This window comes from Methylobacterium sp. AC690, assembly GCF_979256535.1.
In genome coordinates, this window is the sequence record NZ_CEEDOX010000012.1 from 139,695 (window position 1) to 165,829 (window position 26,135).

Consider the following 26,135-nt stretch of genomic DNA (forward strand, 5'->3'; position numbering starts at 1 on the left):
AGAACGCGATCCGCCGCCGAGCGTTTCCATAGGACCGCAAGGGGGTAACGTGGCCACGAAGGACCTACGCCAGCTGCATCGGGACTACACGCACGCCCTTCTCCTTGCGGGGAGACAGTGGCGGCGCGTCGCCAACGCGGCGGCGGAGATGCATGGGATCTCGGATGCGACGGCGCTGCCGCTGGTGCTGATCGGGCGTATGGAAGCCGATCCGCGCCAGAATGCCTTGGCCGAGGCGGTGGGCATCGAGGGCCCGTCGCTGGTCCGCCTTCTCGACCAGTTGGAGAAGGCGGGCTTGGTCCTGCGCAAGGAAGATCCGCTCGACCGCCGTGCCAAGGTGCTCAGCCTCACGCCGGCCGGCCAGAAGGTCGTTACGAAGCTGGAGGCCGATCTCACACGGTTGCGGGAGACGGTGTTCGCCGATGTGAGCGCCGCCGACCTGGAAGCCAGCATGCGGGTGTTCACGGCCATCCAGAACCACGGGCGCAACCCTTTTGGCGTCGATGACCTGAGAACAGAGGCAGCCCCCGAGGAGGCGGCCGAATGACCGTTCCCGGCTGGCGCGACTGGGCCTTCTCGCTGAAGACCTTCGGGGCCGGCATGCTGGCCCTGTTCCTGGCGTTCTGGATCGACCTGCCGAACCCCTACTGGGCACTCGGCACCGTCTACATCACCAGTCAGGTGCTCGCCGGCGCGACCCGTTCGAAGGCCCTCTACCGAGTGCTCGGGACGTTGCTCGGGGCGGTCGTGTCGGTCGCCCTCGTACCGAACCTCGTCAATTCGCCGGAACTCCTGACCCTGGCCATCGCGCTCTGGGTCGCGGCGTGCCTGTACTTCTCCCTTCTCGACCGAACACCACGCAGCTACCTCATGATGCTCGGCGGCTACACGGCGGCTTTGATCGGATTCCCGGCCGTCGGCGATCCCGGGACGATGTTCGACACCGCCGTGGCGCGGGCCGAGGAGATTACCCTCGGCATCATCTGCGCTGGCCTCATGAACACGGTCGTGCTGCCGCAGTCCGTGGCGCCCGTCATCACCGGCCGGCTCGACCTGTGGCTGCGCGATGCGCGTGCCTGGGTCATCGGCGTCCTCGGGGGCGCCCGCACGGGGGCGGACACGCAAGCAACCCGGTTGAAGCTGGCCTCGGACGCGGTCGCGTTCGACGCCCTGGCCACGCCGCTGCGCTACGACATGACGGGCGCGGAGCGCTCGGCCGATTCCATGGCAACCCTGCGCCAGCACATGCTGATGTTCCTGCCCATCGCCTCCGCGATCTCGGACCGCATCGAAACGCTGGAACGCGCGCGGGCCCTGCCGCAGCGCCTGCGCACCCTCCTCGACGACATGGCCGCGTGGCTCGCCTCGGGCACGACGGAGCGCGCCGAGGCCGAACGGTTGAAGGCCGAAGCGGACGCCATCGAACCAGGGCTCGGCGCGGGGCCGTCCTGGGACGCCCTCGTTCTGGCGAGCCTCCTGGCCCGGCTGCGCGACTTCATCGACCTGCGCCAGGACGCCCGCATCCTGCAGCGGCATATCGCAAACGGTACCCCGGTCACCGAGGACCTCACGTTCCGATACACCGCCGCGGCGCGGACTATCCGCCACCGCGACCACGGCATGGCGCTTCTCTCGGCCGTGGGCGTGTTCATCACCATCCTGGTCACCTGCGCGATCTGGATCGCGACCGGATGGCCGCACGGCTCGGCCGCCCCGATGATGGCGGCGGTAGGCTGCAGCTTCTTCGCCGCCCAGGACGACCCCGCGCCGTTCATCGTCAGCTTCGCCAACTCGGCGATCTTGGGTGCCGTCGGGGCGGGGGCCTACCTGTTCGCGATCCTGCCCCTCGCGACCACGTTCGAGATGCTGGTCCTGGCTCTGGCCCCGGCTCTCCTGCTCTGCGGGGTCTTTATGGCCCAGCCTAAGACCGCGCCGCTGGCCATGGGCGCGGCGGTCAACGGCTCGGCCATGATCGCCATCCAAGGCAGCTACAGCGCCGACTTCGCCGCCTTCACCAACTCGTCCGTCGCGGTCATCCTCGGGATGTGGGTGGCGGCCATTGTCACGCGCCTCGTCCGCTCGGTCGGCGCCGGCTGGTCGGCGCGGCGCCTGCGAGCCGTCAACCGCGGCGCCCTCGCTCGGGCAGCCAAGCGCCAGGGGGCGCAGAACGGTCTCGAACTCGCTGCCTTGATGCTCGACCGGGTCGGCTTGATCGCGCCGCGGCTGGCCGCCCTGCCATCCGACGATGCAGAGTGGACCGCCGACCTCCTCGCCGAGGTCCGGGTCGGCATCAACGTGGTGGAACTGCGACGCGACCGCCGGCAACTCTCGAACACGGCGCGGGAGGCGGTCGAGCGGCTCCTCGCCGCCCTGTGCCGTCACTTTAATGGCAAGGCCGACGACCCATCGCCCGAGCTTCTCGATACCATCGACGCAGCGCTCGACGCGGTCTCCGCCGATGCCGGGTCCCCGGCGGGCCGCGCCGCGCTCATGGGCCTCGTCGGCATCCGACGCGGGGTGTTCCCCGATGCCCGGCCCTACCTCTCGACCCTGCCTTCGTACACGCAACCGGAGCGAGCGGCATGACGGGTGAACTCGACCTCTACGGCGTCTTCGTGCCAAGCCTCGCGGCCTGGATGCTGACAGCCTTCATAATCAGCCTCCCGCTGCGTTGGGGTCTCGCCTGGATCGGCTTCTACCACCTCGTCTGGCACCGCCCCCTGTTCGACCTCGCGCTGTACGTCGTGCTCCTAGGCGCCGTCGTCTCGTTGGCGGTGCCGCTCACCTCGTGAGCCGCATATCCGTCCAGCCGTCCCGCCCGTCTCGACCTGTCACTCCGGAATCACCCATGCCTCGATTCCTCGCTCCCTCATTCCGCCTCCTCGTCACGCTAGGGATGGTCGCCGCGGCCGTCGTGGTCGGCTTGGCGCTATGGGACTACTACATGGAGGCGCCTTGGACTCGGGACGGGCGCGTGCGCGCCGACGTGGTACAGGTGGCGCCGGACGTCTCCGGCCTCGTCACCGAGGTGCTCATCGCCGACAACCAAGTGGTGAAGCGGGGCGACGTGCTGTTCCGAATCGACCCCGACCGCTTCGCCCTGGCGCTTCGCCAGGCCGAGGCCATGGTCGAGGGAAAGAAGGCAACCGCCGCGCAGGCCGCAGCCGACTACGCCCGCTACCTGAAGCTGAGCGACGCCGCCGCGTCCCAGCAGAGGGTCGAGGCCGCCCAGGCCGCCGACCTGGAAGCCAAGGCGGCCTATGGCCAAGCGACGGCGGATCGGGACTTGGCCAAGCTCAACCTCGAACGCTCCGCAGTGAAGGCCTCGGTCAACGGGCGCATCACCAACATGGGCCTGCGCCCCGGCACCTACGTCTCGACGGGGCGGGGGGTGATGGCGCTGATCGACGGCGATACCCTGCGGGTCGAGGGCTACTTCGAGGAGACCAAGCTCCCGCGCATCCATGTGGGCGACAAGGCGAGCGTTCGCCTGATGGGCGAGGCGGGGACGCTCACCGGCCATGTGGAGAGCTTCGCGGGCGGCATCGAGGACCGCGAGCGCACGGCCGGCTCCAGCCTGCTCGCCAGCGTCAACCCGACTTTCGCCTGGGTCCGGCTCGCCCAGCGCATTCCGGTGCGGATCAAGCTCGATGCGGTCATCGACGAGGTTCGGCTTGTCTCAGGCCGGACGGCGACGGTCGCGGTCGAACCCAAGGACGAGACGGCCCGATTCGACCTGTTCGGGTTCTGGCGCAGGCCTTCGGCTCCTTCACTTCCGGACGGCAACGAACGCTGACTGGAGAAAGGCTCCGGATCTCCAGGGGCCGACCCTGCTAGACGAGTTCAGGGACCTTCACGTCAAGGATCGTCAGTCGCTTCACCGTTCCCGTGCGGGTTTGCCAGTCCATCGATTGACCGAGGGTCAATCCAATCAGGGCCGCCCCGATGGGCGTCAGAACGGACACTCTCCCCTGCTCGATGTCCGCCTCGCCCGGGTAAACAAGTGTCACGGTTTGAACCTTGCCCGTCGTGTCGTCCCTGAACTCGACCCGGCCCCCCATCTGGACGAGGCCGGACACGCACGCCCTGTCGCCGACGATTTTTGCCCGGTCCACCTCATCGGCGAGGAAGGAGGCAACCTCGGGCACACGGTCGGCGGCGAACGAAGCCAGCCTCGCCAGCCGTTCATGGTCGTCCTTCGTCATCTTGATGTGCGGCTTCGTCATTTTTTGCGACATGATCGTATAGTCCTTGCTGGTATTCCAAGTTGGGGCGATCAGGCGGCGCTTGGTGGCAGATCGTCGTCTTCGCCAAGACGAGCGGCGTCAGACCGATTGTCACCAGGCCCAGACTGCGGCCTTGAGTAATTCATTCGCGAGAACGGTATTACGGTGCGTACCAGCGGGACCACATTGTGCGCTGTTTGCGCCCCCCTCTCCTCATCGCAAACGTCCCGGGGGCCGGTTGCAAGGTTGGGTGTCGGGTCGGGCTTGGAAGTGTCCATGACTTCTACTCCCGCAAGGACGTGCCCACCGCTGATCCGACAGCAGGTCACGACGCAGGTAAGCCAACAGGCTAGCCTTATAAACTGCTACCCGTCGGTGAAACACTTGATGATTTTGGTTGGTCCTGGCGTAGGCCAGCACGCAATCCCCGAGCGGTCAGTGCACGCAGGCACCTCCGGCTCGGGGCTACTCGCCCGCGATAAGTCTCCCTGCCCGAAGCAGGTCCCGATGGGGAGGCCAAGAATTGCGCATGATCTTTTCATCCTTACGGATGTCGACCTGCTTGTCAATTGCCGGCCGCCGCACCTTCCAGCACAGGAATTCGGTGACACGGGATAGCGTTCATTGACACCCGTACGGCTTAGCCTATGCTGCGCGCCATCATGTCGAACCTTCTACGGAGCATTCGCCTCTTGGGGCGTGCGGGCAGCCTGCAAGCAGGCTCCTAAGCCCTGGTGCCTGGCCAGCCTTTCAAGGCGCGGCCCGTTCCAGGGTTAGATCTCCGACGCATCTTCGGTACTCGCGGGCGCTGATTCCAAGCAGGCTGCGCCTAAAGCCGCAAGACCTCTCTCCCACGAGCGGTCCTACGGTTCGATGCCGGGATGAGCGCGACCCAGCCGTTTCCATTATTTGCCGCTACTTCTCAAGGACGGTCCTCCAGAGGGATCGCATCCTTGTGCCTGGAATGTCGGGGCCTTTGGGCTTCGGATCCTCGCGTGGAAACGCGGGGCGGCCTCACGCCGTGTCCCACGCTTCCAAGACGCGTCCATGATCTGATGAAGATGCACCGAATGGTCGATTGAAGTCGAACGACCACGCCGCTCATCCTTACCATTTTCGCTTTGCGCGGGGACGTCGAAGCGTTCGCAGGTGAAGCTTCGACGGTGCACATTTATGAAGGAACCAAAGCAATGACCGAACCCATATGGCCCGTCCACGGACGCATCACCGGCCCCATCGTTATGATCGGCTTCGGCTCCATCGGGCGCGGCACGCTCCCGCTGATCGAGCGTCACTTCGAGTATGACAAGGCCCGCTTCACGGTCATCGACCCCTCCAACGCGCACAAGTCCCTGGCCGATCAGCACGGCCTGCGCTTCGAGCAGGTCGCTCTGACCAAGGAAAACTATCGCGAGGTGCTGACCCCTCTGCTCACCGAGGGCGGCGGCCAAGGGTACTGTGTGAATGTCTCCGTCGACACCTCGTCGCGGGCTATCATGGAGCTCTGCCGCGAGCTCGGCGCTTTCTACATCGACACCGTGGCCGAGCCCTGGCCGGGCTTCTACTTCGACAAGAACAAGAGCCAGGGTGACCGCACCAACTACGCTTTGCGCCAGGAGATCCTGGATGCCGGCGCCGCTTCCCCCGGCGGCACCACCGCCGTGTCGTGCTGCGGCGCCAATCCCGGCATGGTCTCGTGGTTCGTCAAGCAGGCGCTGCTCAACATCGCGCGCGACCTCGACCTGAAGACCCCTGAGCCGAAAGACCGCGCCGGCTGGGCCGCCCTCATGCGCGAGGTCGGCGTGAAGGGCGTGCACATCGCCGAGCGCGACACCCAGCGTGCGAAGTCGGCCAAGCCCATGGGCGTCTTCGTCAACACCTGGTCGGTGGAAGGCTTCGTCTCCGAGGGCAACCAGCCGGCCGAGTTGGGCTGGGGCACCCACGAGACCTGGATGCCGGAGAACGCCCGCGAGCAGGAGAAGGGCTCGCGCTGCGCTATCTACCTGCTCCAGCCCGGCGCCGACACCCGCGTGCGCTCCTGGACGCCGACCGCCCAGTCGCAGTTCGGCTTCCTCGTCACCCACAGCGAGGCCGTGTCGATCTCCGACTACTACACCGTGCTGGAAGGTGAGCGCGCCGCCTACCGACCGACCTGCCACTACGCCTACCACCCCGCCAATGACGCGGTGCTCTCGCTTAACGAGATGTTCGGCAGCGGCAAGGTGCAGGAGCGGCACCACATCCTCGACGAGACCGAGATCGTGGACGGCATCGACGAGCTCGGCGTGCTCCTCTACGGCCACGCCAGGAACGCCTACTGGTACGGCTCGCAGCTCTCCATCGAGGAGACCCGCCGCATCGCCCCATACCAGAACGCCACCGGCCTGCAGGTGACCTCGGCGGTACTCGCCGGCATGGTCTGGGCCCTGGAGAACCCAGAGGCCGGCATCGTCGAGGCCGACGAGATGGACTTCCGCCGCTGCCTCGAAGTGCAGATGCCGTATCTTGGCCCCGTGATCAGCGTCTACACCGATTGGACCCCACTCGCTGGCCGCCCGGGCCTCTTCCCCGAGGACATCGACACCAGCGATCCCTGGCAGTTCCGCAACGTGCTCGTACGATAACGGAAGGGTACGAGATGACGGGCGTCGTTCACGTCGTGGGCGCGGGGCTGTCGGGGCTCTCCGCCGCCGTGCGTCTCGCGGATGCCGGGCGTACGGTGATCGTCCACGAGGCCGCCGGCCATGCCGGTGGCCGCTGCAGGTCCTATCACGACCCGCAACTCGGGATGACCATCGACAACGGCAACCACCTTGTCCTGTCGGGCAACGAGGCGACATCCGCCTTTCTGGATCGCATCGGCGGCCGCGGGGCGGTCGCCATGGACGCGCTTGCCGAGTTTCCCTTCATTGACCTCGCCGCAGGCGAGCGCTGGACCTTGCGCCTCAACCAAGGGCGCGTGCCGTGGTGGATTCTCGATCCCGCCCGACGTGTTCCAGGCACCCAGGCCACCGATTACGCAGCGATCCTCCGCCTCCTATCGGCAAGACCGGGCGCGAAGGTCTCGGATGTCCTTTCTTGCGAAGGGGCACTCTACGAGCGGCTTTGGCGCCCCGTCCTCCTGGCAGCGTTGAACATCGACCCGAGGGATGCCGATGCGATCCTTGCCGCACAGGTCCTGCGCGAGACCTTCGGCGAGGGCGGAAATGCTTGCCGGCCAATCATTGCCCAGGCCGGTCTCTCGGAGGCTTTCGTCGAGCCGGCATTGCGCTGCTTGAAGGAGCACAGGGCCGTGGTCCGCTACAACCGCAGCCTGCACCGCCTCGCGTATGAAGGAGGCCACGTCGCCGGCCTAGTCTTCGGCGACGGCTCGATGCCGTTGCGGCTACGGGACCAGGTCATCCTCGCGCTTCCTCCCAAGGCCACGGCCGAGGCTGTCCCGGGGTTGAAGGTCCCGGCGGACCACCGTGGGATCACGAACGTCCATTTCGGCGCGAGCGCTCCAGCCGACCTGCCGCGGCTGACAGGTGTGGTGAACGGGCTGTCCGACTGGATCTTCGCCTACCCGGACCGGATTTCGGTGACGGTCAGCGGAACCGACCTGGACGGCATGAGCCGACAGGAACTTGCGCATCGGACCTGGACCGAGGTGTCCTACGTCACCGGCAGGTACATGACGGGCCTGTCGGACAACCCTCCGCCTTGGCAGGTCGTCCGCGAGAAACGCGCGACCTTTGCGGCAACGCCGGAGGCGGCACGGCTACGCCCTCCGACGCGAACGGAATTTCGGAATCTTCTCATCGCCGGCGACTGGACGGACACCGGTCTGCCCGCCTGCATCGAGGGAGCCATTCGGTCGGGCGATAAAGCAGCTCGTAAAGCGATGGAAGTTATTGGCTAAGCGGTTGCTGTTTTTCGACCACGCCCTGAACAAAAACTTGATTAAACGGCAAGATTGATTATCTATCTAAGTGCCATGTTTATTATCGATCATTTTCTAAATAAACGAGCCGGCCGCCTCGTCTCAGGCCGCTAAGCCCCGAAGCCGGAGAGCGGCGAACGCTCGACGCTCGGGGTGGATGATCATCCATACAGAACAGCCCGACAACCAATGATGGCTTCTCGGCTGCCGCCAAGGCGGCCTGATCTCGCGCGAGCGGGGAAGTGCGTGTCGGGTCGCCAATCCGCTCAAACTATTGTCGCAGTCCTCGCTCCCAGGAGAAGGTTTCATGCGTATTCTCGTAGCCACTGACTTCTCGCCCCGCTCCCAAAGGGCGGTGCGGCGTGCGGGCATCCTGGCCGCCCGAAGCGGTGGGACGGTCATGCTGATGCACGTCGTGGACGGTCCGGGCTCACGGGAAACCTCCCAGGACATCCGCGAGGCCCAGCGGATGACGGTCGAGCAGATCGCCGTGGTGCCGGAACTCTACCGTATCCGATGCGATCCGCTCGTCGTCCGGGGCCGTCCCTCCGACGAGATCCAGGATGCGGCGGTTGTTCACGATGTCGACCTGATCGTGGTCGGCTCCCCGCACCGGACGCGCACCCGCTATACGGGGCGTACCCTCCGGAACCTGATCCGAAACGCCCCATGCCCCATCCTTGTCGCAAGGCGCTCTAGCGCATCTCTCTACGCCAGGGTTTTGATCCCGGTCGACTTTTCGGACGCATCCTTGCGGGCGCTCCAGAGTGCGGGGTCGCTCAAGCTCCTGGACCGTGCGCACGTCACAGTCCTGCATGCCTTCGAGGCACCGGGGAAGTCCAAGTTGTCCGGGTTCGGGGTCGGGCGCGACCAGATCGACAGCTACGTCGAGGGTTGCCGCTCCAGGTGCGCGGAGGATGTCGAGGCGCTTCTCGCGAGCGGCGGCCTTGTCGACCGGGATTGGTCGAGGCGGATTGAGGAGGGCTCCCCGCAAGAGGCAATCGCTCGTCTTGCCGAGAGGTTTCCCGCAGATTTGCTCGTGCTCGGCACGCATGCCCGCACGGGGTTCAGGAAGGCGCTGCTCGGAAGCGTCACCGACGATATCCTCTCCACTGGAGGCGCGGACGTCCTGGTGGTCCCCCCGCATGCTTCCGGACGTTGTCGGCAGCCTCGGCCACCTATGCATGCCGGATGGTCCGAGATCGCGCAGGCCGCCCCCAGGCTCGTGCTTGGGTAGGGGGCGGCGGCCGGCGTATCTACGCCCACGAAGCCGCACCATGGCGGCGCATGGAGGAGTGGCGCGCTGGCCGCCGCCATGCATCCGGTCCCTATATGACCGCGACGATGGACTTCTGCCAGGATGGATGAGGATGCCGGTGCGTTCTGCGGAAGCAGGGGCGCCGCTTTAGGATTGGTGGCGAGGGCAGTCGCCGTGACGCGCCGGGAAGGGGATCGATGAGGATCATCGCCGCACGGGCCTTGGCCATCACGATCATGCTGCTGGTGCTAGGTACGGCACGCTGGCTGGAGCAACTCGGCACGGCCTTCGTGGTCGAGGGGTGCCTCGTCGCTGCCATCGCAGCCACCGCGGTCGTGGCGCTCGCGCGCTGGTGAGCTTGCAGATGGCAAGGGGCGGGCCTTCGGCAAGCTCACCAGGAGGGGCCATGGATGCGGAAGCCAGGGGCCGCCATCCTGCAGGACCCTCAAGGCATCACGGCGAAGAACAGGAACGAGGCGAAGATCACGAGGTGCACGATGCCCTGAAGCACGGTCGTGCGTCCGATGCCAAGGGTAATGACGGCGACGAGGAGGGTGAGGGCCAGAAGCACCTGATCCTTCGGTCCGAGCCCCAGGGTGAGCGGTTGGCCGGTGAGCACGGAGACCAAGGCGACCGCCGGAATCGTCAGGCCGATGGATGCCAATGCCGAACCAAGTGCGAGATTCATGCTGGTCTGGAGCCGGTTGGCGCGCGCCGCACGCACGGCCGCAAGTCCTTCGGGCATCAGGACGAGCATCGCGATGACGATGCCGGTCACCGCCTTGGGGATCCCGAGCCCGTCGATGCTCCACTCCAATGTGGGCGTAAGCACCTTGGCAAGCCCCACTACTCCCACGAGGCAGACGAGAAGCAGGCCAAAGCTCGACAGGGCCAATCCGCCCGACGGTGGCGCTGCATGCTCCTTCTCATCGCCTGTGCCACTCTCCGGCAAAAAATAGTCCCGGTGGCGTACGGTCTGTACGAAGACGAACGAGCCGTAGAGGACCAGGGAGGCCACCGCGGCGAACAGGAGCTGGGGCACCGTGAAGACCGGTCCGGCGGTGCTCACGAAGTTCGGCAGGACCAGGGTTAGGGTGACGAGGGCAGCTAGAACCGCGAGGGCTGCGAGCGCGCCATGAAGCCGGAAGCCCTGCACGCGGTGGCGGACACCGCCCGAGAGCAGGCAGAGGCCGACAAGTCCGTTACAGATGATCATCACGGCTGCGAAGACGGTGTCGCGCGCAAGCTCCGCCTTGCCGCTGCCGCCGCCGAGCATGACCGAGACGATGAGCGCGACCTCGATCACGGTGACCGCGAGCGCGAGCACGAGGGTGCCGAACGGTTCGCCAACTCGGTGAGCGACGACTTCCGCGTGGAAGACCGCGGCGAACACGGTCGCGACGAGAACGATGCCGGCTGCGCCGAGCAGGACGACGGGCGGCTCCGTCATGAAAGCCGCCCCGAGAAGCACCAGGGCCAGGACGGGCCAAGTCCAACTCCACCACGGCATCCCGGCTTGTGGCACATGCATGGTTCGTTACCTTCTTTACGTCTGAAATCGCCCGGCGCGCGGAGTGCGTGACGGGGACCATTGCGCGGCGTCTCCGCCGAACGCTACCGTGCCAGCAACCTATTCGGCGAAAAGGAGCGAGACCAATCCGGGTCGTTCGGGCAGGCGTGGAGCAGGGTGCGTTCGGCCCCCAACTCTTTGCCGAAGCGGCGGCAATCGTCGGCGGGGCACGGGCCCCCACCCGGTGCCAGGGGAAGTCCGTTGGGCTCGTCATCCGCACGGTTCGCCGATTTAGACCGCCGGCATCCCTTGCAACTGACCGGTTGCCAAGTGGCTCGTTAAAGCATCGACCGCATTGTCGTCCCGGAGGCTCGCTCTACAGCACAGTCATATGACCTGGAGGCCGCCGTTCTAGGAGGCGTAACATGACAGATCCGGCACCCAGCCTCGTAACCGACGTCCCGGATTCTATCCTTGCCGGGGCACCCTACCGCATCGGTGCGGTGACCCTGGTCGCGCAAGGCCTCGGTGCACTCGCGCGGTTCTACCAGGACGTAATCGGACTTAACGCGGTTTCACGGGAGCCTGGTACGGTGCGGCTTGGCGTGGGGGACACAGTTCTCCTCGTGCTTCGAGGCGAACCGGAAGCCCGCTTGTGGACGCCTCATGAGGCGGGGCTTTTCCATACTGCGTTCCTGCTCCCGAGCCGTGCCGATCTCGGGGCGTGGCTCGAACATGCGGAGAGGCTCGGCATCGCGCTCACGGGCGGCGCCGACCACCTCGTCAGCGAGGCGGTCTACCTCTCGGACCCGGAAGGCAACGGCATCGAGATCTACGTCGACCGTCCCGCATCAGCGTGGCGGCATGCGCCGGACGGCTCAGTCGTGATGCGCAACGAACGCCTCGACCATGCCGGGCTCGTCCATGCCGCCGAGCGTCCTTGGTCCGGAATGCCGCCAGGCTCCTGCGTCGGCCACGTCCACCTCCAGGTCGGCGACCTCGAAGCCACCGAGCGCTTCTATGCCGGCCTGCTCGGCTTCGACGTCATGTGCCGCTATCCGGGCGCCTTGTTCCTTGGATCGGGCGGCTACCATCACCAGCTCGCCGGCAACATATGGAACAGCCGTGGCGCCCCAGTGCGCACCGAGGGGACGACAGGCCTCGCGGCGGTGACCCTGGTCGCCGACGGTGAGACATTGGCATCGACACGGAGCCGCTGCGGGAACGCCGGCGCGTTCTTCGTGGAGGACGGTGACCCACTCGTCCTGCGTGATCCGTGGGGGACATGCCTTCGGCTCGTCCTAAGGCAATGACGCTGCTGCTCCGAACGTTCATAACGGGTGGATTTCTGCCGGTCCGCTTCCGAGCGGCGCAGGTGTCGAAACGGACATCGCTGTTCCGCCCGTTCTCGACCCTTTGCAGAGCCTGGGAAGTTCCGCTTTCAGGCTGCGTGACGAAGTCGAGCATACGACCGGATCATATGGCTTTCTGCCCGGCTCCTTCTGAGCCGACGCTTGGCACCGCAGAGGCGCCCTCTGGGCCTACTGCGTCAGCACCGTGTCTGCAGAACTCGGACCGACACCAGTCGGCACGGGCACGTCACTGGAGCCATAGCGAGCGTTCAGCATCAGGTTGGGGCCGTCGTACAGGTTGATCATCCGGGCGATGATCACCGTATAGGCGGATTGGTCGGCGACAGCCTTCTTGCTATCGATGATCAGGCGCCCGACCGGCAGGTAGATCGTGCCGAGCAGGGTTCGCGCGTCGTCGCTGATGATGCGATACTCGCGCAGCGCCGTGATGCCGCCAGGGGCCGGTTTTGCCTTGCCCTTCCCGCTTGCGGGGGCGAGCGACACCGGCGCAGGGGGAGCCAGGCGGTCCTCGAAGAACAGCAGGCCCGACATCAGGCCATCCTTCGGGGCGGTGAGGCTGACCGAGCTGTTGTCATCGAACAGAAGCCCGCCGCGCGCACCCGTGAAATAGAAAGCGGTGTTGACCCCTTTGAGCGAGGCGTTTTTGTCCACGACCAGAGGGCCGTCCTTCATGATGTAGATACCCGGCAGCAGGGTCACGTCGGCCTTCTTCGTGAGGTGCAGGCCACCGCAGTAAGTGCCCGGGCTGAGGGTCGTCGACCCGCTAACGACGTTCACGCCGTAGGCCGGGTCGTCGATGCCGTCGACGAGCTTCTTCGGATCGGCGAACGGAAGATCGATGCAGGCTCCCGGGGTTGGTCCCTGTCGGTCGATAAGGGGGTCGCGTAGGGGCGGACAACTCGTGGCCGGCGGCGGCGTGAAGTTGGCTCCGGTGCCGGAGTAACCGCCGGCGGAGCAGGTGGAGAGTGCCTTGGCCACCGCCATGTTCTCGCCCTGGATGCCGGCAGGGCTGCGCGAGTTCGAGTAGAGCGAGCAATCCGTGGCTGTGACCCGGGCGGCGCTCTCCAAATGGAAGGCGCCGTCGGAAGCGGGATCGAGCGCCAGCAGGCATAGGCGTGTTGTCCCGGCGAGCTTGGCCGTCGACTGGACCGCGACCTCGACAGTCGGCATGTTGAGGATCTTGCCGAAGGTGAGTGGGATGACCTCGGACGCGGTCACCCTCACGCCGGTGTGGTTGGCGAGCACCGTGGCCGTCACCTGCGGGGTCCGCCCGCTGCCATTGCGGGCTTGGGCCTGCGCCATACCCTGGGCGGTGCGGATGGCGGCCGCATCGTCGGCATTGGCGAGCTTGAACTGATTGACGCCCGCGATGCTCGCGCTGTCGACCGCCCGCTGGAGTTCGTTGCGGCGCATGGATAGGGCTGCATAGTCCATGGCAGCAGCGCTCAACCCGGTCAGGATCGGGAACATAAGAGCGACAAGAACGAGCACGCCACCGCTCTCGTCCGCGCGAAATCGTAGGGGGAGCCGGGCGGCCGTGAGCGTTCTCATGCGGCCATCTTGCGCGGGCAAGTTACGAATCTTCTGACCTGAATTATTAAAACCTCCCGCACGCAGACGATTATACGACTAAGGTTAAAACAAATCTTCTGCGGTTAAGTGGCTAATCTACAAATCTAGATCGAAAATGGGCTCTGTTGCAACTTGGATTCGCCTGGACCGATACGGTAGGGCTAGAAAGTTGAAACCCTACTGCGACGAGTGCCGACGGCCTTGTACGAATTGTCAGATGCAACATGAGTCGCTTCAGATACCGAAGCAGATTTAGGAGCAACCTTTCCAACCTGTTCGATGATAAGGCCGGCAAAGTGTCCTCGTCGCCAAGCCAGCTTAACGCGGCATACGAAGTCTTTCCCCACAACCTTCAGCATGAACCTTTCTGGCAGTTCGTAGGAAGCCGGGACACCGATCTTTGCGCCCGTCTTCGAGACATCTTTCACAGTGCAAGGGATCTCAGTCCCTTCGGACGTTCTGATGAGCCCGATCCAGTTCGTCTCATTGCGCGGTGCGCGCTCCCCAAACGATGGCGCATCCCCCTCAGCTCTCATTTGTAGATCCTGAGACATGTTCGATCACCAGGGTACCGGTACCCTCAGGATCTTGGACCCGGGCGATTAAGAAGTCTGATGGATGGGCTGCGAGGAAGCGAACTTCCGCTTCTGGGTACGAGGTGAGCGAGCTTGTACGGCGCGGGTGGGCCGTAGGCAGAACGTCCGCTTCAGGGCGAAGGGTCAGGGTCTGCTCCCCACCCGTTGCAGAAGCCGGGAACGTCCGCTGCTGGGCAGATTGGCCCGCAAGTAGACGCTGCGTCAGACGATCGCCGTCAGGTGATGTGATGCCGGACTCTGGAGAGCCCGGCATCCTCGCCATTAACTAAGCGTCAGGACGATCTTGCCGATCTGCTCGTTGGACTCAAGGAATTGGGTCGCTTCCTGGATCTGGTCGAACGGGAAGGCCCGCGACACCAATGGATTGAGCTTACCGCTTTCCAGTCCCTCAAGGATGAAGGCCTTCGCACGTGCAAGCGCCTCATCGTCGCTGACGATCTCGGTGTAGAGGTATCCCTTCAGCGTCAGGCTCTTGCCGAGCACGGCGAACTGCGGGAATGGCCCCTCGTCCGGGCTGAGGGCGCCATACTCCAGGAGGATGCCGCCCACGGCCATGACTTCGGCAAACTGCGCGATGGCAGGACCACCGATCGGATCGAACACCACGCGGGCCCCCTTGCCGCCGGTGATTTCCTTTACGCGCGCCGCCAGGTCGCCCCCGTCCGTGGCGATCACATGATGCGCGCCGGCATCGAGCAGCGCCTGCGCCTTGGCGTTCGTGCGGGTGGTCGCGATCACCGTTGCCCCGACGCTGCGGGCGATCTGGAACGCAGCGATGCCGACGCTGCTCGACGCAGCCGACACGATGACGAAATCGCCGGCGGTGAGTTTCGCCTGATCGATCAGAGCACCCCAGGCTGTGACGTACTGCATCCAGGATGCGGCTTCCTTCTCGAACGAAAGGGCAGCCGGATGCATCACGACGTAGCGGGCGGGAATGTTGATGACCTCGCCGTAGGTGGGCCAACGCGACATATCGAGCGTCGGGATGACGCTGACGGCGTCGCCTTCAGCGAACCCGGACACGTCGCGGCCCGTCGCTTTGACCGTACCTGCTGCTTCGTAGCCGAGCTGCGAGGGGAAGTTCGCTTCCTGCAGGTAAGCGCCCTTGCGGAACATCACCTCCGCACGGTTGAGGCCGATTGCTCGAACCGCAATCTGCACTTCATCGGCGGCAGGCCCGGGAACCTCGATGTCCTCGATGCGCAGCACATCTGCGGAGCCATATTCGTGAAAGCGTACAACGCGGGTCATAGGTCGTTTCCTTTCGTGAATGCCCAGGTCGGGCGTCAAAGGCAGATCGCACGCGCTACGCGAACGCCGAACTCGGCATCTGGATTGGTCTTGCCGTCACCGACGCGCTCCTGAACCACCGCAACCACGAGGTCGCGCCGCTTGGGCAAGCGAGCCGCCTCGGCCGCGGCGAGCGCGCCCGGCATCTCCTCCCGCGTCAGATCCGTGCAGTAGCCCGGCGCACCAGGTTGCTGGCGCCAGGACTCTGCCAGGGACCCCGCATCGAAGGCGTCGAAGCCGGTCTCCCCAACCAAACGCATGCCCACGCGACGATCTTCCTCGCGGTCGGCTGCAACCGGAATGGCGATGCGTCCTGGGGTACCGGATGGGGCGCCCTTCTCAGCCAGCGAGCCTGAACCAATGGCATTCCAGGCCTTGACGATGGGTCGGTCTAGTTGCTCGGAGACCCACAGGCTCTCGACCTGGCCGGCCTCGATGGCGTCGATGGTCCCATCGCGCATCGGGTAGTAGTTCGAGGTGTCGATGATGACGGTCTTGTCGGATACCGCCCGGATCAGAGCGGCGATCTTCTGAATGCCGGTCGGCGGGATGGAGAGGATGACGACGTCGACATTCGCGACGGCCTCCTGTGCCGTGACGGCGCGGGCGCCCGACGACAGCACGTCGGCCCCGATGGTCTCCGGGCCGCGTGAGTTGGCGACCTTCACATCGTGTCCGGCTGCGCTGAGCTTCGTGGCCAGGGACTTGCCGATGTGTCCGATGCCGATGATGCCGATCTTCATGCCGTGTTCCCTGACGTCGTCAGTTGCGGTGCAGCGGGAACTATGGGTAGGTAGAAGGATCAGCAAGAACCTACCAAAAGGTGGGTAGCTTACCTGGAGGTAAGTATGAGTGCGGGGCGCGATTGGTTCTGCGAAGACCCGAAGCAGCAGCTCGTGTGGGCCGCGGCGACCAGCGAGACCCTGCGGGTGCTGGAGGGCAAGTGGAAGATCGTCATCATCGTCCAGCTCTTCGCCGCGAAGGTGCCGCTACGGTTCTCGGAGCTGGAGAAGCGGATCGAGGGCGTGAATCAGAAGATGTTGATCCAGCAGCTCAAGGAGCTGGAGAAGGACGGCATCGTCACTCGGACGGTCTACCCCCAGGTGCCGCCAAAGGTTGAGTATGCGCTCAGCGAGATGGGCGTTGCGCTTGGGCCATCCATCGAGGCGCTGATCGACTGGGCCTTCGCACGCCGGGAGGCGATGGGCGTCGCGTCCGCAGACGTCGCCGGCTGATGCATTTGGGTCGGTATCCGCCTGTCTGTTCTAAGACCGTACCGGGTGGGGACCCGTCCGTCCGCTCTACGACCGGGATGGGTGGATAGTTGCCCGGCTGCTTTCGGGTGCCGAGTTGAGAAAGCGGACGCTTGCTTCGGAGACATCGAGAGGTGGCTGGCAAAGAGCCGGAAGCCTTCTGCCTTCGTCATGACATGGCGACCGAGCTCTTCACCACGTCTCGGCGGAAGCCCGCGCCGGGATGGCTCGCGTTGAGGATCGGGGCGCTGCGCGGGAACAGCTTTTCGCGCAGCGCGCCCTCTTCGTAGCAAGCTCGCGAGGCGGAGCGCGAGCACGCGCGCCGATGCGGCCAGCGTGATGTTCGCCAAGACCGACGCGGCGGCCTCCCGCCACGTCGGGATTAACGGCGGCACGGCGGCTGGCCTCGTCGGCAGCTACGACACTGTCTCAGACCGCATCCGCACCTTCCATGCCGCCGGCATCGAGCTCTTCATGCTGCAATTCCAGCCGTTCGAGGCCGAGATGCGGCGCTTCGCCGAGCAGGGCATGCCTTGGGTGCGCTGAGGTTCAGGCGCTGGTATGAGCCGTTGGTGGGCGGCAGTGCCACCAGCATGGCTGCGACGAAGACTCTTATCGGCAGCGCCCACTGACGAGGCCGCCAAGGAAGGCTCGCGACGAAGGCCCGACAGGCCTTGCCGCTATTAAATAGGCCTTCCCGATAGTGGCTGGTCGACGGAAGGTCGAAGACAGCCGCGAGGGTCGAGCGGGGCAGGTGACGAGCCGGGGCGTCGTGTGAGCCGAGATGATGGCGTCTTATCTACTCGCGATCTTGCAGCTCGATTGTTCGAGTAGCTTTTAATTTATCTAATGGCCCCTATCGAAAAGCTGATCAGCTCGGCGAAACTGTGTATTCCAGATTTCCGGCGGATCGCCGAAATGATGTTGACGACGGTCTTGTACTTCATCGACAGCTTGTCGGCGATCGTCTGGTAGGAGTTTCCCTCCTTGATCAGGGTGAGGACTTGCAGCTCGCGCTCCGTGAGATTCACGGCGGTCGAGCGGTGGGCGGTGGCGTTGAGCATGGCCACTCGCAGGGCGAGGTCGTGATCGAGGTAGCTTCCGCCGCTGCGCACTTGGTCGAACGCCCTGAGGAATTCCGCAGCCGGCGCATCCTTGAGGACATAGCCGCTCGCTCCGCTTTCCAACGCGCGTGCCACGATGGTGGGATCGTCGTGCATGCTGAAGGCGAGGATCCGTGTCCGACGCTCCAGATCGCGGATGCGCCGGATCAGGGACAGGCCCGAAACGCCATGGTCGCCGAAGGTGAGGTCCGCAATCACCATGCCCGGACGTTGCCGGTAGAAGGCCCGGTAGGCCTCCACGATGGTGGTCGCCTCGTGGATCGTGTCGATGCCGACATCCTCCATGAGGGTGCGAAAGCCCCTCAGGATTACGGGGTGGTCGTCTGCGATGAGAATACTCGTCGGCTGCGCCCTCATGGCGTGGTCGCCGGTGCGGCGGGTTGCGCGGCGTAGCGCTCGGTCAGGCGCGCGAGGGTCTGTGCCCTGTCCAATCCCTGCTGCCGAAGGTTGTAGTAGTGCTGGCACAGCTCGCCGTAGAGCTGCTTGCGGTGGGTCGGGGCCGCGGCCTCCTCTAGACCGTCGAGAAGGTCTACATAGGTCTCCGGCGCGTCGGCCTCGGCGAGCATCTGCCCGAGTTGCACCGTGCGGTTGGCGATCATGCGGGGATCTTCGATGAAGGTCTCGGCGGCCCGTGCCAGGCTGTGACGCAGGTGGTCGCTGCGGACGTGTACGCCGGCCGCCGGCTGTCCGGGCTCGCGCCGGGCAAGCCAGAGCGCCGGCTCCATGCCGTCGGTGGGCGATAGCCAAGCCGGTACCTCAGCATCGGACTTCGTCGCCACCACCGTCGCCTCCTGCGCGGGCTCGCCGCCGTCGCAGGCGGCCACGCCCAGGGCCAGCACAAGGAGCAGGGGCAGTGCCGGCGCAGAAACGGTAGCGTGCCTCATCGGCCGACTCCGGGGGGAACCGCAAGGCTGCGTGGACCCTCGGGTACGGCGATCCGGTGGGTCTCGCGCAGCGTCGTCAGATCGATGACGGAGACGGAATCGGAGAACCAGTTGGCGACGTAGGCCCGGTGGCCGGCTACCGCCACGCCCTCCGGGTAGCGCCCGACCGGCACGGCGGCGACCATCGCGCCGCTGACCGCATCGACGACGACCAGGGTTCCGGCCCGCTGGTCGGTGACGAGGATCCGAGCGCCGTCCGGGCTCACGGCCACCCCGTATGGCATGCCGCCCACCGCGAAGGTCGCGACGGTCCGGCGGTCGGCGGTGTCGATGACGCTCACGGTGCCGCCACGCACGTTGGCCACGTAGAGCCTGTCGCCGGCCGGGCTCAGCGTCAGCGCGAACGGCGCCTCACCCACAGGAATCGTCGCGACACGCGCCATCGCGGTGGTGTCGACGACGCTGACCTGCCGGCTTTCCCGGTCGGCTACATACAGCGTGCCTCGGCCGTCGAGAACGAGGGCGGCCGGTTCGCGGCCGACCGGCACCGTCCCCTCCAATTTGCCGCTTTCGGCAGAGAGCCGCATCACCCGGTTGCCGGCCCAGTCACCGACGTAGAGCTGCGCGCCATCGGCCGAGATCGCAATGCCGAAGGGCTGTCCGGACACTGGATAGGTCCGCCGGATCGACCCGCCGGGTTCATCGACGAGCGTGACCTGGCCCGTATCCGGATGGGTGAGGTAGAGTTGCCCCCCGGGACCCGCCGCTATCTGGGCCGGGCCGCGCCCAACCCCGAGGGGCGCGCCGCCCGACGTGGATCCAGGCGCCAGAGCGACCAGGGTTCCGGCGCCCTGGCTCGCGACGTAGACGGTCTGTGCTCCGGCCATACAGGGCGCGAGGCCGAGAATCAGGCCGACCCAGATGCCTCGTCCAATCACCGGGGCCCCCATCATGGAGCGGCGTTCCCCTCGACCTTCGCCTTCAAACCCTTCAGACCATCTGCGAAGTAGCGGTTCATGGCAGTGCGGCCGGCCTCGTCGCTGAGGTCCTCCGGCGGCTCGTTGCCGGTATCGCCCCGATAGAAGCGGCCGAGCCACTCGACCCGGGAGCCGTCGCCCTCGGGGGACACCGTAAGGGTGGCCGAGTAGGACGAGACCGGAAGCGCCTTCAAATCAGGATCGGACAGGCGGTAGGAATAGCTCCGCCCGGTGGCACTCATCTCGTCGAGCCCTTCGTTCAGGATGCCACCCGCCCTGAGCGTGACCTTCCGCTGGCCGCCGGATCCATTGCCGCCGCTGCCCTCGCTCCTGGCGACATCCGGGTGCCAGGACCCAATGCCCGCGAACTCGCCGACCACCTTCCAGACGGCATCCGGCTTGGCAGCGATGACGATGCTCTGGTCGACTTTCTGCGGCGTCGGGCCGTGGGCGAGGGCCGCCCCGGAGATGAAGATCAGGACGAGAGCGAGAACTCCGAGACGCATCGATCAGGCCTTTTTCCAAGTTGGGAATCCGCGGGCGCGGAGCAGGGGTGTGAGGAAGGCGGCGAGCAACAGCAGCAGGGCAGCCGCTCCCAGAACGGGGCGCGGGTCGAAGCGGCCCGGAACCGGGCGTGGCGTCGCGGCGCCCCTGAGCGGCGCGCTGAGGCCGTGCGGTCCGTCGAGCGGCGCGTAAACGAGGCCGGTCTCGCCGGCGAGGGTGCGCATGTAGGATTCCCGCACCGAGGACAGATGCTCGGTGCCGCTGGCAGCGACCGCGCCGAAGGGGGCATTGCGCGGATTGTAGCCCTCGCGCTGCGCGGCATCGGCCGGCGGCGGGCCGAAACGGTTCTCCTGCTGGACGTCTCCGGCACCGTAGAAGCCGGTCTCGCGGCCCCGGTCATCATAGCGCGGGATCGGTGACAGACCGGGTGCACCCGCCCCCACGATGAGGCCACGCACGCCGCCGGGTCGGCCCTCAAAGGCGGGTCCACCCCGGCTCGGCAGCGGCGGAGCCTCCTGCCCGTCGGTGATGAAAACGAGGTCAGTGCCGAGTTCCCCCGCCATGGCGATGCTGCGGAACAGCCCCGCCGAGATCCGACTGTCGCCCTCCCAGGCCATGCGCCAGTCGATCCCTGCGAGGGCTCCATCAATCGGCGCAAAACCAGCGCAAGTCTCGATGGGCGTGAACAGGAGAAAGGGTCGGCGCTCGGTGAAGAGGCCGAGGGCGAACCGCGATCCGCACGGCAGGCCGGCGACGAGGTCGCGCAGCGCCACCTTCGCGGTGTCGAGTCGACTCGTCGGAACTCCGTCGGCGCCGACGTAGTCGCGGACGTTCATGCTGCCGGTGATGTCGACGATCGCCAGGACCGAGACACCGTCGCGGGCGAACGGAACCGGACGCGCGACAAGGGCCAGGGCCACCAGCACGAGGGCTCCGGCGAGGAGGCGCAGGCGTCCATCCGACAGGTTCCGCAGGATCAGTCTGGGAAGGGTCACGGCTCGCCCCGCGGCTGGCCCGGAATGTCGGTCCAGATCTTCTTCGGTTCGGCCTTCAGTTCGTCCCCGGACTTGCGATCGAACTCCGGAAAGTCGCGCAGGAGGCGCGAGGCGACGTCGAAGTTGAACTTCGCATCCCAGAAATCCGGCCGAGCCTGGAGGGCGCGCCGGTATTCCTGGCGCGCCAGGGTGATGCGGGGTCCGGCGGGGTCGAGGTCGCCGCGCTCGAGGTGGTCGAAGGCCTGACGCAGATGGGCATTGGCGAGGGCGAAGCGGGCACGGGCGGCGCGCTCGACAGCGCCCTGCCGTTCGAGGGCATCGACGAGAGGCTCGATCGCCTCCACGGCGCCGCGTCGGGCGAGGTGCTGGACACGGGCCAGGAGAAGAGCCGGAGCGGCCCCGATCGGAACCACGACGTCCTGGCCGGCGGAGAGCGCCCGGATGGCGGCATTGTCGCGCGCGATCCGCCGAGCGCCGTAGCTACAGCCCAGCGCAGCTATACCAAACAGGATCGGCAGCAGGACGAGGAGGCGCGGGCGCAACCGCTGCCAGCCCTCGCGCAGGTCCGTGCGATGCGTGCGGTTGCGGTGCCGGAGGGAGGGTGGCGCTGTGCGCCACGGCAGGATCGTGGTCGTCGTCATGCGGCGTGCCTTGCGGGATCGGATGCGATGGCGAGGACCGGGGCGGCCGACCTGCGGGTTCGCCGGAGGTCCGCCTCGCCCAGCTTGGCCGCGACGAGGACCACGAGTCCGGCGAGGCTGGCGGCGTAGGCGAACCCTGCCAGATCTCGGCGGGGACGCTGCTCGGTGTAGGGGATCGGGTCGCGCTCCAGCCGCTCGATCTGGGCGATCGCCTCGGCCACTGCCTCCGCACCCTCGGCCTCGAAGGCACGGTAGGGCGTCCGCAAACTCTTGAAGAACAGGTCGAGGTGGCGCTCGGGCGCCGCCTGCGGGGTGTCCTCGCCCGCCGGCCGATCGGAGATGGAGGGCGAGCCCTTCGTGCGCAGGAAGAGCCAGTAGAGGTTCGGCCGCAAGCGGGTGAACGCGGCGCGCAGGGTGTCCTGCACGCGCGGGTCGATCACGGCCGCTCCGTCCGAGACCAGCAGAAGCGCCCGGGAGGTGGCGGGGCTGGCCGGCCCGAACTGAGACAGCGCCATGGCGAGGCCGCGGGCGATGTTGGTGTAGTCGAGGCCCGGCCGGTCTATGGCCGCGATGGCCGCCCGGACCGCCGCGTGCCGGTCGGTCATGGGAATCACCAGCATCGGCGCCGTCGAGAACGCCGTGACCGCGAACTGGTCGTGTGCTCGGCTGCCCACGAAAGCAGCGAGCAGTCGGCGCGAGGCGGCGGCCTTCGATTCCTCGGCGCCGGAGGGCTGCCGTCCGGCAAAGGTCTCGTTCATGCTGCCCGAACGGTCGATCAGGATCGAGACCTGGACGCCGATCCCGGTCCGCGTGAGGGTCTCGCCCCGGCGGTAGGGACCGGCCAGGGCGAGGATCAGGCCCGCGATAGCGACGATTCCGGCCACGCGCAGGAGGGCGCCGATCGCCCGCGACGGGCCGTCGGGCGGGGCCGCCGCCAGGGCGGCCACGGGGACCCGGCGCTGGGCCGAGGTCAGGAGCGGCAGCAGGGCGAGAGGTAGGAGCCAGAGCAGCGCCGGATGGTCGGCGGAGAAGCGGGCGAGCGCATCGATCATGCGGTGCGCTCCGCGTGCGCGAGGCGCCGCGCGAGAGCGGCGAGATCGGCCAGGGCGAACGCGCCGAGCTCCGGCTCCGGGCCGGGACCGAAGAAGGTCCGGCGGGAAGCCGCGAAGAACCGGGCCAGGTCCAGCCCCTCCGGCGCGTAGGCCGGATGGGTCTTCAGGAAATCGTCGAGATCATCGGCGAGCAGCCGACGGCCGGCTGCCGTATCGAGGCCGACATGGAGTGCCAGCAGGGCGTCACGGTAATGGGGTGTCGGGTCCGGCCGGCGTGCCAGAGATCGGATCCGGCGGGCCGCGAGGGCGAATGGACGGCCGCGCCGGGTCCTGAACGGCCACCAGGTCCGATCCCGAGCGAGTCCCACGAGGGCCAGGAGGGCAAGGGTGGCGGAGCCGGCGGCGCCGAGGAGCAGGGGCCGCGGATCGCCGGGGCTGACCTTCCCGTCGGGACGCATGTAGTCGCGCGGGTCGTCCCGGGCGGGCGGCTGGACTTCGCGCAGCGGCGAGACGTTGAACGACCAGGCCGGCACCGCGGCCTTGACGGTGGTGGCGCCGTGATCGCTCTCGCTCACGAAGGTGACGGTGAAGCCCGGGATCTCCAGGGCGCGGGCATCGAGGGCGGCGTAGAAGGTCTGATAGGTGAGGCCGAGGCGCACGCGCTGGGCGTCGCCGTATACCGACGCGGTCGCGTCGAGGTCGCGCAGGTCGAGCCAGTAGGTGAGCGCCCCGGGCTTCGGCAGCGACGCGGCCTGGAGTCGGAAGCCCGGCTCGACCACGAGGTCGACTTCGGCTCGGACCAGGTCCCCGAGGAAGTAGCCGAACGGGCGCGGCGTGCGGACCTCGACGGAGCGGACCTGGGCCCCGGCCGGGCCGGACAGGAGCGGGGCGAGGATCAGGGCGAGGCAGCGGATACGCATGGTCCGCCTCAGGCGCCGAGGAGGTGGCGACTGACCGCGTCGGGATCGAAGCGGCCGGCGAGACGGAAGGGCGGGCGGCCATGGGCCGTCGCGAGGCGCCGCAGGGTCTCGATCCGGGCGGCTTCGCGGGCGATCCAGCGCCGGCGCAGGGCGGGTCGCATGAAGACCAGCCGGCGCCCGGCGCCTTCGAGATCGTCGAGTTCGAGGAGGCCCCAGTCCGGCAGGCCCTCCGCCTCGGCGGCGTCGCCGAGAAGCACCGGGACCAGGTCGTGCCGGCCCAAGGCGGCGAAGACCTCGGTGATCAGCGCCTCCGGCCACCGGAAGTCGGAGAGCAGGAACACGATCTTCGGCCGGCCGGCGAGGCGGCGGGTCGCCCCCACCATGCCGGCGGCGCCGTGGCCGGTGCAGGCGGCGTCCGCGAGGCGCCGCGCCACCTCGGCGGCCCGGGTCGGGGCGCGGCTGGGCGCCAGGAACACGTCGTCCCGCACCCTCTCGTCACAGCCGATGAGACCGAAGGCATCGCCGATCCGCGTGGCCGAGGCGGCGAGGCCGACGCAGAAGGCGGAAGCCAGGGCCATACGGTCTGCTTCGCCGGTGAAGCGCATGGAGGCGGAGAGGTCGAGGAGTGCCCAGACCTCCACCGGGGTGCGCGCCTCGAAGCGGCGCACGACGGTGCCCTCGAAGGGGTCGCGCAGGGTCGCGCGAACGTCGATGCGGCGGGCATCCGGCATCCGCAGGAACGGCACCTGATCGCGAAAGGTGCCGAGGCCGCCGGCCTCACGACCGCGATGGGCGCCGGGGCGGGTGCCGGGCAGGCGCCCGCGGGGGCGGTAGACGATGTCGGGTTGCGCCGTCTCCGTCATGGCGCCGGCACGATCTCGAACACGGCCCGGCAGAGCTCGGGCATGATCGCGGCCCGGCGCAGCTCGTAGATCGGCTCCAGGAAGACCCGATGGGCCATGACCTCGGGGAAGACCGCCCGGACGTCCTCCGGCACCATCCAGTCGCGGCCTTCCAGCCAGGCGCGGACGCGGGCAGCGCGGACCAGGAAGGCGACGCCGCGGGGGGAGGCCCCGCCCTGGACCAGGCCCTCCATGTCGAGGCCGGGCAAGCGGATGCCGGCCTGCCCCGGCCGCACCAGCGCCTCCCAGAGACCGATCACGTAAGCCTCGATGGCGGGGCTCGCCTGGATGCCGTGCTGGATCGCGGCGGCGATGCCCGCGAGGGCGGCATGGTCGAGGACGTCGCCGTCGAGGCCGGCGATCAGGGCGTCGGTGTCGTGGAAGCGCGGATCGAAGACCAGGGCCCGGCGGGCCTCGGCGTCCCGGGGCGCTTCGAGCCCGATCTCCATGAGGAAGCGGTCGCGGGCGGCGGCGGGAAGCTCGAAGGTCTCCTCGCGCTCGACCCGGTTGCGGTCGGCGAAGACCTGGAGGTTGGGAAACCGGTACTCCCGATTGAAGGCCGTGAGCGTGCGCTCGGCCATCAGGCGCAGGAGCAGCGCGTGGACCTGGGGCCGGGCCCGGTTGATCTCGTTGAAGAAGAAGATCGACAGGTCCTCGGATTGCCGCAGGACCGGCCCCGGCTCGACCCGGGGGCGGCCGTCCTCGGCGAGGTAGGTGTGGTAGACGAGGTCGGTGGGCATCATGTCGACGGTGCCCTCGACGCGGGCATAGGCGCCCCCGACGGCCCGAGCCACGGCGCGCAGCAGCGTGGTCTTGCCGACGCCGACATCGCCCTCCAGCAGGACGTGGCCGCGGGCGAAGAGCGCGATGGTCAGGAGCCGGATCGCGCGCGCCTGTCCGAGCACAGCCGCGCCCACCGTCGTCTCGAAGCGGCCGGCCGCCTCGCGCCAATCGGTGAGCATCGCGTCGCCGGAGCGGAACTGGTTCATCATGGTTCGCCTTGGAGGAACGACCGCGACCCGGGACGGCGCGTCTGCAGGTCGCCCGGCCGGATCGCGGTCGAAGCGACGGTCGCCCGCGGGGTTAGGGACGACCGTCGATCCCGCTCGAAGACCCGAACAGAAGGGCTCGAA

Annotated in this window: 25 protein-coding genes and 1 pseudogene; 11 read left to right on the forward strand and 15 right to left on the reverse strand. The window is 67.1% G+C overall.

What is annotated here, in order from left to right:
• The first annotated feature begins 49 nt into the window (after positions 1–49).
• Genes AC0IY1_RS15560 through AC0IY1_RS15575 form a run of 4 tightly spaced genes read left to right on the forward strand, consistent with a single transcriptional unit; the run spans position 50 to position 3,796 of the window.
• Positions 50–547 (forward strand): MarR family winged helix-turn-helix transcriptional regulator, encoded by a 498-nt coding sequence (locus AC0IY1_RS15560; RefSeq protein WP_471770666.1) that lies wholly within the window; start codon positions 50–52, stop codon positions 545–547.
• Complete coding sequence (locus tag AC0IY1_RS15565) at positions 544–2,586, forward strand: FUSC family protein (RefSeq protein ID WP_471770668.1); 2,043 nt, start codon at positions 544–546, stop codon at positions 2,584–2,586. The genes AC0IY1_RS15560 and AC0IY1_RS15565 overlap by 4 nt, the downstream gene beginning before the upstream one ends.
• Positions 2,583–2,792 carry a DUF1656 domain-containing protein gene (locus AC0IY1_RS15570; RefSeq protein WP_056217607.1) on the forward strand — a complete coding sequence of 70 codons (210 nt, stop codon included), beginning with the start codon at positions 2,583–2,585 and terminating at the stop codon, positions 2,790–2,792. Before AC0IY1_RS15565 ends, AC0IY1_RS15570 begins: the two co-directional genes overlap by 4 nt.
• Positions 2,793–2,848: 56 nt before the next feature.
• On the forward strand, positions 2,849–3,796 hold the full coding sequence (locus AC0IY1_RS15575; RefSeq protein WP_471770671.1) for an efflux RND transporter periplasmic adaptor subunit: 948 nt from the start codon (positions 2,849–2,851) through the stop codon (positions 3,794–3,796).
• A 37-nt stretch (positions 3,797–3,833) separates the two neighbouring features.
• On the opposite strand, the gene rnk is transcribed toward AC0IY1_RS15575, so the two are convergent.
• Positions 3,834–4,238, reverse strand: coding sequence for a nucleoside diphosphate kinase regulator (gene rnk / locus AC0IY1_RS15580; protein WP_471770674.1), 405 nt, complete (start codon positions 4,236–4,238; stop codon positions 3,834–3,836).
• 1,178 nt (positions 4,239–5,416) lie between these two features.
• Between rnk and AC0IY1_RS15585 the strand changes: the two genes are divergently transcribed.
• The 4 genes from AC0IY1_RS15585 (at position 5,417) to AC0IY1_RS15600 (ending at position 9,762) form a co-directional block, all read left to right on the forward strand.
• Entirely contained in the window at positions 5,417–6,850 is a 1,434-nt protein-coding gene (locus tag AC0IY1_RS15585) for a homospermidine synthase (RefSeq protein ID WP_471770677.1), read from the forward strand.
• Between the two features lie 14 nt (positions 6,851–6,864).
• Positions 6,865–8,127, forward strand: coding sequence for a hydroxysqualene dehydroxylase HpnE (hpnE, locus tag AC0IY1_RS15590; RefSeq protein WP_471770680.1), 1,263 nt, complete (start codon positions 6,865–6,867; stop codon positions 8,125–8,127).
• Between the two features lie 328 nt (positions 8,128–8,455).
• The gene (locus tag AC0IY1_RS15595; protein WP_471770682.1) at positions 8,456–9,385 is read left to right on the forward strand and encodes a universal stress protein; all 930 of its coding nucleotides are present in this window, start codon (positions 8,456–8,458) and stop codon (positions 9,383–9,385) included.
• Between the two features lie 218 nt (positions 9,386–9,603).
• Positions 9,604–9,762, forward strand: a complete 159-nt coding sequence (locus AC0IY1_RS15600) for a hypothetical protein (protein WP_471770685.1) — start codon at positions 9,604–9,606, stop codon at positions 9,760–9,762.
• An 89-nt stretch (positions 9,763–9,851) separates the two neighbouring features.
• On the opposite strand, the gene AC0IY1_RS15605 is transcribed toward AC0IY1_RS15600, so the two are convergent.
• Positions 9,852–10,937, reverse strand: coding sequence for a calcium:cation antiporter (locus tag AC0IY1_RS15605; protein ID WP_056217591.1), 1,086 nt, complete (start codon positions 10,935–10,937; stop codon positions 9,852–9,854).
• Between the two features lie 404 nt (positions 10,938–11,341).
• On the opposite strand from AC0IY1_RS15605, the gene AC0IY1_RS15610 reads away from it, so the two are divergent.
• A complete protein-coding gene (locus AC0IY1_RS15610) occupies positions 11,342–12,229 on the forward strand; it encodes a VOC family protein (RefSeq protein WP_471770687.1) in 888 nt (295 codons plus the stop codon).
• Between the two features lie 228 nt (positions 12,230–12,457).
• Here the strand turns inward: AC0IY1_RS15610 and AC0IY1_RS15615 are convergent, their stop codons facing one another.
• From AC0IY1_RS15615 to AC0IY1_RS15625, 3 genes are all read right to left on the reverse strand, one after another.
• A complete protein-coding gene (locus AC0IY1_RS15615) occupies positions 12,458–13,840 on the reverse strand; it encodes a TadE/TadG family type IV pilus assembly protein (RefSeq protein ID WP_471770690.1) in 1,383 nt (460 codons plus the stop codon).
• 878 nt (positions 13,841–14,718) lie between these two features.
• Entirely contained in the window at positions 14,719–15,711 is a 993-nt protein-coding gene (locus AC0IY1_RS15620) for a zinc-dependent alcohol dehydrogenase family protein (RefSeq protein WP_471770692.1), read from the reverse strand.
• A gap of 35 nt (positions 15,712–15,746) precedes the next feature.
• Positions 15,747–16,553, reverse strand: a complete 807-nt coding sequence (locus tag AC0IY1_RS15625) for an NADPH-dependent F420 reductase (protein ID WP_471770760.1) — start codon at positions 16,551–16,553, stop codon at positions 15,747–15,749.
• 45 nt (positions 16,554–16,598) lie between these two features.
• Here AC0IY1_RS15625 and AC0IY1_RS15630 point away from each other — a divergent pair, with 45 nt between their 5' ends.
• Together AC0IY1_RS15630 and AC0IY1_RS15635 are read left to right on the forward strand one after the other, a co-directional pair.
• Positions 16,599–16,985, forward strand: coding sequence for a winged helix-turn-helix transcriptional regulator (locus AC0IY1_RS15630; protein ID WP_471770693.1), 387 nt, complete (start codon positions 16,599–16,601; stop codon positions 16,983–16,985).
• Positions 16,986–17,321: 336 nt separating this feature from the next.
• Positions 17,322–17,549, forward strand: a pseudogene (locus AC0IY1_RS15635) (LLM class flavin-dependent oxidoreductase); the annotation flags it as partial.
• A gap of 296 nt (positions 17,550–17,845) precedes the next feature.
• Here AC0IY1_RS15635 and AC0IY1_RS15640 read toward each other — a convergent pair.
• The 10 genes from AC0IY1_RS15640 to AC0IY1_RS15685 are packed head-to-tail and all read right to left on the reverse strand — an operon-like array spanning position 17,846 to position 25,991.
• Positions 17,846–18,484 (reverse strand): response regulator transcription factor, encoded by a 639-nt coding sequence (locus tag AC0IY1_RS15640; RefSeq protein ID WP_471770695.1) that lies wholly within the window; start codon positions 18,482–18,484, stop codon positions 17,846–17,848.
• Positions 18,481–19,011, reverse strand: a complete 531-nt coding sequence (locus AC0IY1_RS15645) for a hypothetical protein (protein WP_471770697.1) — start codon at positions 19,009–19,011, stop codon at positions 18,481–18,483. The genes AC0IY1_RS15640 and AC0IY1_RS15645 overlap by 4 nt, the downstream gene beginning before the upstream one ends.
• On the reverse strand, positions 19,008–19,964 hold the full coding sequence (locus AC0IY1_RS15650) for a YncE family protein (RefSeq protein ID WP_471770699.1): 957 nt from the start codon (positions 19,962–19,964) through the stop codon (positions 19,008–19,010). The genes AC0IY1_RS15645 and AC0IY1_RS15650 overlap by 4 nt, the downstream gene beginning before the upstream one ends.
• The gene (locus tag AC0IY1_RS15655) at positions 19,961–20,494 is read right to left on the reverse strand and encodes an SRPBCC family protein (protein WP_471770701.1); all 534 of its coding nucleotides are present in this window, start codon (positions 20,492–20,494) and stop codon (positions 19,961–19,963) included. The genes AC0IY1_RS15650 and AC0IY1_RS15655 overlap by 4 nt, the downstream gene beginning before the upstream one ends.
• Positions 20,495–20,497: 3 nt before the next feature.
• The gene (locus AC0IY1_RS15660) at positions 20,498–21,487 is read right to left on the reverse strand and encodes a vWA domain-containing protein (protein ID WP_471770703.1); all 990 of its coding nucleotides are present in this window, start codon (positions 21,485–21,487) and stop codon (positions 20,498–20,500) included.
• On the reverse strand, positions 21,484–22,128 hold the full coding sequence (locus tag AC0IY1_RS15665; protein WP_471770704.1) for an MxaK protein: 645 nt from the start codon (positions 22,126–22,128) through the stop codon (positions 21,484–21,486). The genes AC0IY1_RS15660 and AC0IY1_RS15665 overlap by 4 nt, the downstream gene beginning before the upstream one ends.
• Positions 22,125–23,180 (reverse strand): vWA domain-containing protein, encoded by a 1,056-nt coding sequence (locus AC0IY1_RS15670; protein WP_471770706.1) that lies wholly within the window; start codon positions 23,178–23,180, stop codon positions 22,125–22,127. The genes AC0IY1_RS15665 and AC0IY1_RS15670 overlap by 4 nt, the downstream gene beginning before the upstream one ends.
• Positions 23,177–24,100: a nonribosomal peptide synthetase MxaA gene (locus tag AC0IY1_RS15675; RefSeq protein ID WP_471770708.1), complete on the reverse strand. Its 924-nt coding sequence runs from the start codon at positions 24,098–24,100 to the stop codon at positions 23,177–23,179. Before AC0IY1_RS15675 ends, AC0IY1_RS15670 begins: the two co-directional genes overlap by 4 nt.
• An 8-nt stretch (positions 24,101–24,108) precedes the next feature.
• Entirely contained in the window at positions 24,109–24,963 is an 855-nt protein-coding gene (locus AC0IY1_RS15680; protein WP_471770710.1) for a DUF58 domain-containing protein, read from the reverse strand.
• Positions 24,960–25,991 carry an AAA family ATPase gene (locus AC0IY1_RS15685; protein ID WP_108039724.1) on the reverse strand — a complete coding sequence of 344 codons (1,032 nt, stop codon included), beginning with the start codon at positions 25,989–25,991 and terminating at the stop codon, positions 24,960–24,962. Before AC0IY1_RS15685 ends, AC0IY1_RS15680 begins: the two co-directional genes overlap by 4 nt.
• Positions 25,992–26,135 lie beyond the last annotated feature (144 nt).

What these genes read in the sequence shown, in the direction of transcription:
- AC0IY1_RS15565 (WP_471770668.1), top strand. Translation starts at nt 544, where the DNA reads ATGACCGTTCCCGGCTGGCGCGACTGGGCCTTCTCGCTGAAGACCTTC.
- AC0IY1_RS15570 (WP_056217607.1), top strand. Translation starts at nt 2,583, where the DNA reads ATGACGGGTGAACTCGACCTCTACGGCGTCTTCGTGCCAAGCCTCGCG.
- AC0IY1_RS15575 (WP_471770671.1), top strand. Translation starts at nt 2,849, where the DNA reads ATGCCTCGATTCCTCGCTCCCTCATTCCGCCTCCTCGTCACGCTAGGG.
- rnk (WP_471770674.1), bottom strand. Translation starts at nt 4,238, where the DNA reads ATGTCGCAAAAAATGACGAAGCCGCACATCAAGATGACGAAGGACGAC.
- AC0IY1_RS15585 (WP_471770677.1), top strand. Translation starts at nt 5,417, where the DNA reads ATGACCGAACCCATATGGCCCGTCCACGGACGCATCACCGGCCCCATC.
- hpnE (WP_471770680.1), top strand. Translation starts at nt 6,865, where the DNA reads ATGACGGGCGTCGTTCACGTCGTGGGCGCGGGGCTGTCGGGGCTCTCC.
- AC0IY1_RS15595 (WP_471770682.1), top strand. Translation starts at nt 8,456, where the DNA reads ATGCGTATTCTCGTAGCCACTGACTTCTCGCCCCGCTCCCAAAGGGCG.
- AC0IY1_RS15600 (WP_471770685.1), top strand. Translation starts at nt 9,604, where the DNA reads ATGAGGATCATCGCCGCACGGGCCTTGGCCATCACGATCATGCTGCTG.
- AC0IY1_RS15605 (WP_056217591.1), bottom strand. Translation starts at nt 10,937, where the DNA reads ATGCATGTGCCACAAGCCGGGATGCCGTGGTGGAGTTGGACTTGGCCC.
- AC0IY1_RS15610 (WP_471770687.1), top strand. Translation starts at nt 11,342, where the DNA reads ATGACAGATCCGGCACCCAGCCTCGTAACCGACGTCCCGGATTCTATC.
- AC0IY1_RS15615 (WP_471770690.1), bottom strand. Translation starts at nt 13,840, where the DNA reads ATGAGAACGCTCACGGCCGCCCGGCTCCCCCTACGATTTCGCGCGGAC.
- AC0IY1_RS15620 (WP_471770692.1), bottom strand. Translation starts at nt 15,711, where the DNA reads ATGACCCGCGTTGTACGCTTTCACGAATATGGCTCCGCAGATGTGCTG.
- AC0IY1_RS15630 (WP_471770693.1), top strand. Translation starts at nt 16,599, where the DNA reads ATGAGTGCGGGGCGCGATTGGTTCTGCGAAGACCCGAAGCAGCAGCTC.
- AC0IY1_RS15640 (WP_471770695.1), bottom strand. Translation starts at nt 18,484, where the DNA reads ATGAGGGCGCAGCCGACGAGTATTCTCATCGCAGACGACCACCCCGTA.
- AC0IY1_RS15645 (WP_471770697.1), bottom strand. Translation starts at nt 19,011, where the DNA reads ATGAGGCACGCTACCGTTTCTGCGCCGGCACTGCCCCTGCTCCTTGTG.
- AC0IY1_RS15650 (WP_471770699.1), bottom strand. Translation starts at nt 19,964, where the DNA reads ATGATGGGGGCCCCGGTGATTGGACGAGGCATCTGGGTCGGCCTGATT.
- AC0IY1_RS15655 (WP_471770701.1), bottom strand. Translation starts at nt 20,494, where the DNA reads ATGCGTCTCGGAGTTCTCGCTCTCGTCCTGATCTTCATCTCCGGGGCG.
- AC0IY1_RS15665 (WP_471770704.1), bottom strand. Translation starts at nt 22,128, where the DNA reads ATGACGACGACCACGATCCTGCCGTGGCGCACAGCGCCACCCTCCCTC.
- AC0IY1_RS15670 (WP_471770706.1), bottom strand. Translation starts at nt 23,180, where the DNA reads ATGATCGATGCGCTCGCCCGCTTCTCCGCCGACCATCCGGCGCTGCTC.
- AC0IY1_RS15675 (WP_471770708.1), bottom strand. Translation starts at nt 24,100, where the DNA reads ATGCGTATCCGCTGCCTCGCCCTGATCCTCGCCCCGCTCCTGTCCGGC.
- AC0IY1_RS15680 (WP_471770710.1), bottom strand. Translation starts at nt 24,963, where the DNA reads ATGACGGAGACGGCGCAACCCGACATCGTCTACCGCCCCCGCGGGCGC.
- AC0IY1_RS15685 (WP_108039724.1), bottom strand. Translation starts at nt 25,991, where the DNA reads ATGAACCAGTTCCGCTCCGGCGACGCGATGCTCACCGATTGGCGCGAG.